The following is an 8,513-nucleotide window of genomic DNA, read 5'->3' as shown; positions in this document are numbered from 1 at the left end:
GATAGGGCAGAGGTGGAAGTGTAGCAATACATGGAGCTGACTGTTACTAATCGGTCGAGGCTTTAACCAGAGAAGGCAGAGTGAGGGATGACTTGTAAGAGATCTTGTATGATGTTTTGAAGGCACATTAAATAGGGGCATAGTTCAGTTGGTAGAATAACGGTCTCCAAAACCGCAGGTCGAGGGTTCGAGTCCTTCTGCCCCTGCTAAGAAGTCTAGGAAATAAATTATTTCTTAGGCTTTTTTCTTTTGTAGAAATTTGTGAAAGAAGATATTTTTCCAACGTTAAATGGAAAAAATATTATGAGAGGCTGCCTAAGCAGCCTCATACATACTATTACCAAGGCCAGATATCTCTGTCACGTCTATCTCTGTGCCTATCGAATCTATCATCTCTACGATGATCTTCATGTCTTTCTCTGCGATCGTCACGACAATCACGATCATGATGACATGGGGGACATGGCGGGCAATCACGCCTGCGGCGTTCATCAAAATTATCAGGCATGTAGAAACCTCCTTTTTGTTATAAATATGAATTATAAAACATATTGTGATAAAAAAGAAAAAATATTACATAAATGTTACAAAAACTCTTTACAATAATTATAAAATATGATATTGTTCAATAAAACGTAACAAAAATGTAATAAATTTAACAGAGGAAAAAGCATGGGAAAACAAATGAAAAAAGTTGTAATAATTATTCTGACTTTTTTACTTATATTTACAGTAACTGTTTCAACGTATCCTCAGCAGGAAGTTGCAGCAGCATCTGGTTATAGCGGAAAGATTTTTCGCCACTGGTGTAAATTAAGAACAAAAAAGTCAAAAAGTTCAAAGACAATAATGAAATTAAAAACTGGAACAAAAGTAACAGTTCTTTCAACAAGTGGTCAATGGAGAAAAATTAAAGTAAAAGGAAAAACAGGATATGCACTAAAGAAATATGTTTATATAAATACCAATGCACCACGATTAACTGGGAGTACCTATAACAAAGGGAAAACAGTTGCATCTTTTGCCAAACGTTTTGTAGGAAACCCATATCGCTGGGGTGGTACTAATTTGAACACAGGTGCGGATTGTTCTGGATTTGTAAAGAGTGTTTACAAGGCTTTTGGGTATAGCCTTCCAAGAACTTCTTCATCGCAAAGAAAAGCAGGAAGAAAAGTGTCTTATAAGAATATTCAACCAGGAGATATCATCTGTTATAGTGGACATGTAGCCATTTATATTGGAGGAGGGAAAATTGTTCATGCCAGTACAAAAAGTACTGGAATTAAAATTTCCTATAATGCAAAATATAGAAAAATTTTATCGGTAAGAAGAATTGTAAAATAAGAATCAGATTTTATCTGGTTCTTTTTTAATTGCTCAAATAACAGTAGTCAGATATAATATTAGCAAATCATATAAGGAAGTAGGAATGATATGAGATATGAAGGAATGATTTACAGACCTCCCAGTGAGGCGTACAGTTTGATTTTACAGGTGACAATCGGATGTAGTCAGAATCAATGTATGTTTTGTAATATGTATAAAGAAAAAATATTTCGAATTAGAAAGATAGAAGAAGTTTTAGAAGATCTTGCAGTAGCCCGGGTGACTTATCACCAGGTAAACAAAATTTTTCTGGCAGATGGAGATGCTCTGATCTGCAAAACAGATTATCTGAAAACTATTCTTGAATATATTCGAATGAATTTTCCAGAATGTTATCAGGTTACTTCTTATGCATCACCAAAGAGTGTACTTTTGAAGAATACAGAAGAATTAAAATTATTACGTCAAAGTGGACTTTCTATGGTATATTTAGGACTGGAATCAGGAAATACAGATGTATTAAAATTTATGAAAAAGGGTGTTTCATCAGAAGAAATGATAGAAGCATCTAAGAGGATTCATGATGCTTCTATTAGTCTTTCGGTTACTGCAATTTCAGGATTGGGCGGAAGATATTTATGGAGAGAGCATGCAGAGGATACAGGAAAAGTGCTCTCCATGATGAAACCGGAATATGTAGGACTTCTTACACTAATGATAGAGGAAGATATGCCATTATTTAATGAGATAGAAAAAGGAAAATTTCATTTAATGAGTCCATACGATATTTTAATAGAAACAAAAAAAATGTTGCAGAATATGGATTGCCCAGGATGTATTTTCAGATCCAATCATGCCTCTAATTATTTAAATTTGAGAGGAACATTGAATGATGACAAAAGAAGAATGATTTCTTTGCTGGATGAAGCAATAGAAGGTAATATTCCTCTCAAATCTGAATGGGGAAGAGGTCTCTAAAAAGAAAAAACATCCCTTATTTATGTGTCGAATTGCAGAATAAGGATAATAATAAGAACTAAAAATACACTGAAAGTTATAATTTCAAAAATTCCGGTTTCTGATTTCTAAAAATTGTGTAATAACGAACACCAAGAGAAGATAAATACTCTGGCAATCTGTGAAAATCAAAGGCAATATGTTCTGGACAATGTCCATCAGAACCGATGGTAAGAATTTCACCACCAAGTTCTAAATATCTTTGAAGTATTTCATAATGTGGATTAGGATTAGCCATTCCGTATTTCCATCCTCCGGTATTTACTTCGATTCCTTTTCCATCAGAAATAATCTGTTTTAATATTGCATCAAGAACATCATAATAATCAGCGAATCGAAAATGAAAATCCTGATCTTTAATGTATCTTGCAGCATAATCCAAATGCCCATAAACACAGTAATTTTTATAGTTCCTAACATTGTGTAAGATATCTTCAAAATAGTGTTCTAATCCTTTTTTTGAGGGATAAGTTTCAAAATAAACAGGTTCATATGGATCCATATTGTCAATAATATGGGAAGACCCAATAATAAAGTCAAAGGAATCCTTTAAAGAAAAATCAGCACATTTATCTAGAGTCTGTGGCATAAGACCTAATTCAATTCCATAATTAATCTCAATCTGGTCTTTATATTTTTCTTTTAAATTAAAAAGTCTATCCTTATAAGAAGAAAGATCTACCAAAAAATCAAAATTGTCAGGATTATCAGGATAATCTATATCATGGTGTTCTGTAAAACAAATGGTTTCAAGATTCAAAGAAATTGCCTGACGGATCATAGATTCCATGGGAGCCTCAGAATCAGAGGAAAAACTGGTGTGTAAATGGTAATCTGCTTTTATCATAAATAAACTCCTTTTTTATATTTATAATGATATTATGATACAAATGTAAAAATAAAGAAAGATATATGTAAAAAGTTCTTTAAATTTTTTCTGCGGTTTGATAAGATATAAAATGAACACAGGAGGATAGAAAAATGAATACACTAACACATGTCGGTAATTTATTTGCATTCATTGGCGGACTTGGAATGTTTCTTTATGGAATGGATATTATGGCATCCGGTCTTCAAAAAGCAGCCGGTAATAAGATGAGAGAACTATTAGGATATCTTACTAATAATCGTTTTCTCGGAGTATTGGTAGGTGCACTAGTAACAGCCATAATTCAGAGTTCATCTGCAACAACAGTCATGGTTGTAGGTTTTGTTAACGCAGGAATCATGAACTTGACGCAGGCAGCGGGAGTAATCATGGGTGCCAATGTTGGAACAACAATTACAGCATGGCTTGTATCAGCAAATGAATGGGCTGGAGCTCTAAAACCAGACTTTTTTGCACCGCTTATTTTAGGTATTGGAGCATTTATTATTACATTTTCCAGCAGACAGAAGTTAACGCAAAAGGCAGAAATAGCCGTTGGATTTGGTATTTTATTTATTGGACTTTCATCCATGTCAAGTTCCATTGGTATGTATCAGGACAGTCCGATTTTTTATAAAGCGTTTCAGGTACTTGGAAATAATCCATTTCTTGGGATTTTAGTCGGAGCATTGGTAACAGCCATAATTCAGAGTTCATCAGCGTCTGTAGGTATTTTACAAACGCTGGCTATGCGAGGAATCGTAAACTGGAGATCTGCTGTCTTTATTACACTTGGACAGAATATTGGTACATGTATTACAGCACTTTTATCCAGTGCAGGAGCAAATAAAACGGCAAAAAGAGCGGCAACTATTCATTTGCTGTTTAATGTAATGGGTGCGGTTATTTATGGAATTATTATGACTATTTTCTTTGGAATTTTTAATGATTTAGCATTACAGCATATTTCCGGTACACAGATTTCAATATTCCATTCAATATTTAATATATCAATTACGATTCTGCTTTTCCCATTTGCAAATGTTCTGGTCAAAATTTCCGGACTTATTATACATGAAGATGCGATAGAGGAAGATGATGATGAAGAAGTGGAAGAAAAAGTTCTTCGGCACCTGGATCCTCGTATTTTGGAAACACCATCATTTGCAGTAGAAAATGCAGTAAAAGAAGTTGTACGTATGGGTGGCATTGCTTTGGGTAATTTAAACAGAATTATGAAGGAAGCAATGAAAGATGAGCCAAGTCAGAAAAAAATTGATAAAGTTTTTCATAATGAACAGGTTATCAATCATTTGGAAACCATGATCACAGGTTATCTTGTTAAAATCAGTCAGCTTGCATTGACAGACAAACAGACTGTAGTTGTTAATAATCTCTTTGACACTATTACAGATATAGAACGTGCGGGAGATCATGTGGAGAATATTGCAGAGTATTTACAGGAAATGAAAGAAGGAAAATCTCATTTTACAAAACAGGCTCAGGAAGAGCTGAAAGAAATGACGGAATATGTGAAAAATGCACTAAATCATGCTATTTGCTCTATTGAAAATGACAGTATAGAGGAAGCTCGCATCGCCACTGAAAATGAAGAAAAAGTAGATAAATTGGAAAAGAAGCTTCGTAAAAGTCATATTCAAAGGCTGAAAACGGAATCATGCGTTCCAGAAGTGGGAGTTTTCTATTTGGATATTATATCAAGTCTTGAACGAATATCAGATCATGCGGATAATATTGCAGGTTATGTTTTAAATCAGAATGATAAATAAAAATGTCAGAATATATAAAGATAATACCTGTAAAAATTTGTTGAAATTGTACAAAAGAATTATATTGTATACATGATAAAATTCTTAAATTTCCCTTGAAATTTTTAGGTGTATTGTTTACAATAAAAAAGAAGTTTGTCAATAGATTAACATTTGGCAAATCCATCAAATTAATTAATCAAGACTTAGGAGGAATTGAGATGGCAGTAAAAGTAGCAATTAACGGATTCGGACGTATTGGACGTCTTGCATTTAGACAGATGTTTGGAGCAGAAGGATATGAAGTTGTAGCAATCAACGACTTAACAAATCCTAAAATGTTAGCTCACTTATTAAAGTATGATTCTGCACAGGGAAAATATGCTTTAGCTGATACAGTAGAAGCTAAAGAATCTTCTATCGTTGTAGACGGTAAAGAAATCGAAATCTATGCAGAAGCAGACGCAACAAAACTTCCATGGGGAGACCTTGATGTAGACGTAGTATTAGAATGTACAGGATTCTATACATCTAAAGAAAAAGCATCTGCTCATATTACAGCAGGAGCTAAGAAAGTTGTTATTTCTGCGCCAGCTGGAAATGATCTTCCAACAATCGTATACAATGTTAACCATGACACATTAACAACAGATGATACAGTTATTTCTGCAGCTTCTTGTACAACAAACTGCTTAGCTCCAATGGCTAAAGCATTAAATGATTTTGCAGCTATTCAGTCTGGAATCATGTTAACAGTACATGCTTATACAGGAGATCAGATGACTCTTGACGGACCACAGAGAAAAGGTGATTTAAGAAGAGCTCGTGCTGCTGCAGTTAACATCGTACCTAACTCTACAGGTGCTGCAAAAGCTATCGGATTAGTTATTCCAGAATTAAATGGTAAATTAATCGGATCTGCTCAGCGTGTACCAGTTCCTACAGGATCTACAACAATCTTAACAGCAGTTGTTAAAGGTGATAACGTTACTGTTGACGGAATCAACGCTGCAATGAAAGCTGCTGCTACAGAATCTTTCGGATACACAGAAGAAGAATTAGTATCTTCTGATATCGTAGGAATCACATATGGTTCTTTATTCGATGCAACTCAGACAATGGTTACTGAAATCGGTGATGGATTATATGAAGTTCAGGTTGTATCTTGGTATGACAATGAAAACTCTTACACAAGCCAGATGGTAAGAACAATCAAATACTTTGCTGAATTAGCTTAATTTGAACAATTTTTGAGGACATGCCTGTAGTAATACAGTGTGATAAGACTCAACGAGGGTCCGGTCTTTTTGGACCGGATCCTCTTTTTTTTAATCAGAATTGCAAATATTTATATTTATATAGGTTGCAATTCTGACCTAATCCAGGAAAATCTTAGGAGGAAACACGAAACATGTTAAATAAAAAATCTGTAGATGACATTAATGTAGCAGGAAAGAAAGTTTTAGTGCGTTGTGATTTTAACGTACCTTTAAAAGACGGAGTAATTACAGATGAAAACCGTCTGGTAGCAGCTCTTCCAACAATCAAAAAACTGATTGCTGATGGTGGAAAAGTAATTCTTTGCTCTCATTTAGGAAAACCAAAAGGAGAACCAAAACCAGAATTATCTCTTGCACCTGTTGCAGTACGTTTAAGTGAACTGTTAGGTCAGGAAGTAAAATTTGCAGCTGATGACAATGTTGTTGGTGAAAATGCAAAAGCAGCTGTTGCTGAAATGAAAGACGGAGAAGTAGTTCTTCTTCAGAATACTCGTTACAGAGCTGAAGAAACAAAGAACGGTGAAGAATTTAGCAAAGATTTGGCAAGTCTGTGTGACGTATTTGTAAATGACGCATTTGGTACAGCTCATAGAGCACACTGTTCTAACGTTGGTGTTACAGAATATGTTGATACTGCTGTAGTGGGATACTTAATGCAGAAAGAAATTGATTTCTTAGGAAATGCAGTTAATAATCCAGAAAGACCTATGGTTGCTATTTTAGGTGGAGCTAAAGTTGCAGACAAATTAAAAGTTATTGATAACCTTCTTGAAAAATGTGATACATTAATTATTGGTGGCGGAATGGCTTATACATTCTTAAAGGCTAAAGGATATGAAGTTGGAACTTCTCTGGTAGATGATGAAAAAATCGACTACTGTAAAGAAATGATGGATAAGGCAGAAAAATTAGGAAAGAACCTGTTCCTGCCTGTTGATACAACAATCGCAAAAGAATTCCCTAATCCAATTGATGCGGAAATCGAAGTATCTGTTGTACCATCTGATGAAATTCCAGCTGACATGATGGGACTTGACATTGGAACAGAAACAGCTGCTAAATTTGCTGAAGCAGTTAAAACAGCAAAAACAGTTGTATGGAATGGACCAATGGGTGTATTTGAAAACCCTATCCTTGCAAAAGGAACTATTGCTGTTGCAGAATCATTAGCAGAAACAGAAGCAACAACAATTATTGGTGGAGGAGACTCTGCAGCTGCTGTTAACCAGTTAGGATTTGGAGATAAGATGACACATATCTCAACAGGTGGTGGAGCATCTCTTGAATTCTTAGAAGGAAAAGACCTTCCAGGTGTAGTAGCAGCAAACGATAAATAGTCATTTAGCATTTAAGTATTTAATGAGAATAAATACAATTACCATATAAAAGTACAATATTAATATTTTAAGAAAGAAGGATAAGTCTCATGCGTAAAACAATCGTAGCAGGAAACTGGAAAATGAACAAAACTCCAAGTGAAGCAAAAGCTTTAATTGAAGAATTAAAACCATTAGTAGCAAGTGAAACTTCTGATGTAGTATTTTGTGTACCAGCTATTGACATTCCAGCAGCTATTGAAGCAGCAGAAGGAAGCAATATCTCTATCGGTGCAGAAAACATGTACTTTGAAGAAAGTGGAGCTTATACAGGAGAAATCGCTCCTAACATGTTAACAGATTTAGGTGTTAAATATGTTATTCTTGGACATTCTGAAAGAAGAGAATACTTTGCTGAAACAGATGAAACTGTAAACAAAAAAGTATTAAAAGCTTTTGAACATGGAATTACACCAATCGTTTGCTGTGGTGAAACTCTTGCTCAGAGAGAACAGGGAGTTACAATTGACTTTGTACGTCAGCAGATTAAGATTGCATTCCAGGGAGTTACAGCTGACCAGGCTAAAACTGCTATCATTGCATATGAACCAATTTGGGCTATTGGAACTGGAAAAGTTGCAACTACAGAACAGGCTCAGGAAGTTTGTGCAGCAATCCGTGCTTGTATTGGTGAAGTATATGATGAAGCTACAGCAGAAGCAATCCGCATTCAGTATGGTGGATCTGTATCTGCAGCTAGTGCTCCAGAATTATTTGCTCAGCCAGATATCGATGGAGGATTAGTTGGTGGTGCATCATTAAAACCAGACTTTGGAAAAATTGTAAATTATAAATAATTTTGATTAATTGATGATGGGTCCCGTAGATACGTTAATCCGCGTATTTACGGGATTTTCTTTTTATGACTCTATATCAG

The 8,513-nt window shown here is 34.9% G+C and carries 8 protein-coding genes and 1 tRNA gene; 7 read left to right on the top strand and 2 right to left on the bottom strand.

Annotation, left to right across the window (positions count from 1 at the left end):
- Positions 1-133: 133 nt before the first annotated feature.
- A tRNA-Trp gene (locus tag KTB61_RS09955) sits at positions 134-206 on the top strand.
- 109 nt (positions 207-315) lie between these two features.
- Here KTB61_RS09955 and KTB61_RS09950 read toward each other — a convergent pair.
- Positions 316-495, bottom strand: coding sequence for a hypothetical protein (locus KTB61_RS09950; protein WP_216697405.1), 180 nt, complete (start codon positions 493-495; stop codon positions 316-318).
- Between the two features lie 177 nt (positions 496-672).
- On the opposite strand from KTB61_RS09950, the gene KTB61_RS09945 reads away from it, so the two are divergent.
- Together KTB61_RS09945 and KTB61_RS09940 are read left to right on the top strand one after the other, a co-directional pair.
- A complete protein-coding gene (locus tag KTB61_RS09945; protein WP_216697404.1) occupies positions 673-1,344 on the top strand; it encodes a C40 family peptidase in 672 nt (223 codons plus the stop codon).
- A 90-nt stretch (positions 1,345-1,434) separates the two neighbouring features.
- Positions 1,435-2,304, top strand: a complete 870-nt coding sequence (locus KTB61_RS09940) for a radical SAM protein (RefSeq protein ID WP_075758354.1) — start codon at positions 1,435-1,437, stop codon at positions 2,302-2,304.
- A gap of 76 nt (positions 2,305-2,380) precedes the next feature.
- Here KTB61_RS09940 and KTB61_RS09935 read toward each other — a convergent pair whose 3' ends face one another.
- Positions 2,381-3,190 carry a histidinol-phosphatase HisJ family protein gene (locus tag KTB61_RS09935; RefSeq protein WP_216697403.1) on the bottom strand — a complete coding sequence of 270 codons (810 nt, stop codon included), beginning with the start codon at positions 3,188-3,190 and terminating at the stop codon, positions 2,381-2,383.
- 134 nt (positions 3,191-3,324) lie between these two features.
- On the opposite strand from KTB61_RS09935, the gene KTB61_RS09930 reads away from it, so the two are divergent.
- From KTB61_RS09930 to tpiA, 4 genes are all read left to right on the top strand, one after another.
- Entirely contained in the window at positions 3,325-5,001 is a 1,677-nt protein-coding gene (locus KTB61_RS09930; RefSeq protein WP_075758356.1) for a Na/Pi cotransporter family protein, read from the top strand.
- Between the two features lie 200 nt (positions 5,002-5,201).
- Positions 5,202-6,218, top strand: coding sequence for a type I glyceraldehyde-3-phosphate dehydrogenase (gene gap, locus KTB61_RS09925; protein ID WP_075758357.1), 1,017 nt, complete (start codon positions 5,202-5,204; stop codon positions 6,216-6,218).
- A gap of 173 nt (positions 6,219-6,391) precedes the next feature.
- A complete protein-coding gene (locus tag KTB61_RS09920) occupies positions 6,392-7,597 on the top strand; it encodes a phosphoglycerate kinase (RefSeq protein WP_075758358.1) in 1,206 nt (401 codons plus the stop codon).
- 89 nt (positions 7,598-7,686) lie between these two features.
- Positions 7,687-8,433: a triose-phosphate isomerase gene (gene tpiA, locus KTB61_RS09915; RefSeq protein WP_075758359.1), complete on the top strand. Its 747-nt coding sequence runs from the start codon at positions 7,687-7,689 to the stop codon at positions 8,431-8,433.
- The last annotated feature ends 80 nt before the right edge of the window (positions 8,434-8,513 follow it).

The organism is Anaerostipes faecalis, assembly GCF_018982945.1.
Lineage (GTDB): Bacteria > Bacillota > Clostridia > Lachnospirales > Lachnospiraceae > Anaerostipes > Anaerostipes faecalis.
This window is presented reverse-complemented; position numbering and strand designations above follow the sequence as displayed.

Excerpts from the sequence above, each read along its gene's own strand:
- KTB61_RS09935 (WP_216697403.1), bottom strand. The coding sequence starts at position 3,190 with ATGATAAAAGCAGATTACCATTTACACACCAGTTTTTCCTCTGATTCT.
- KTB61_RS09945 (WP_216697404.1), top strand. The coding sequence starts at position 673 with ATGGGAAAACAAATGAAAAAAGTTGTAATAATTATTCTGACTTTTTTA.
- KTB61_RS09920 (WP_075758358.1), top strand. The coding sequence starts at position 6,392 with ATGTTAAATAAAAAATCTGTAGATGACATTAATGTAGCAGGAAAGAAA.
- tpiA (WP_075758359.1), top strand. The coding sequence starts at position 7,687 with ATGCGTAAAACAATCGTAGCAGGAAACTGGAAAATGAACAAAACTCCA.
- KTB61_RS09930 (WP_075758356.1), top strand. The coding sequence starts at position 3,325 with ATGAATACACTAACACATGTCGGTAATTTATTTGCATTCATTGGCGGA.
- gap (WP_075758357.1), top strand. The coding sequence starts at position 5,202 with ATGGCAGTAAAAGTAGCAATTAACGGATTCGGACGTATTGGACGTCTT.
- KTB61_RS09940 (WP_075758354.1), top strand. The coding sequence starts at position 1,435 with ATGAGATATGAAGGAATGATTTACAGACCTCCCAGTGAGGCGTACAGT.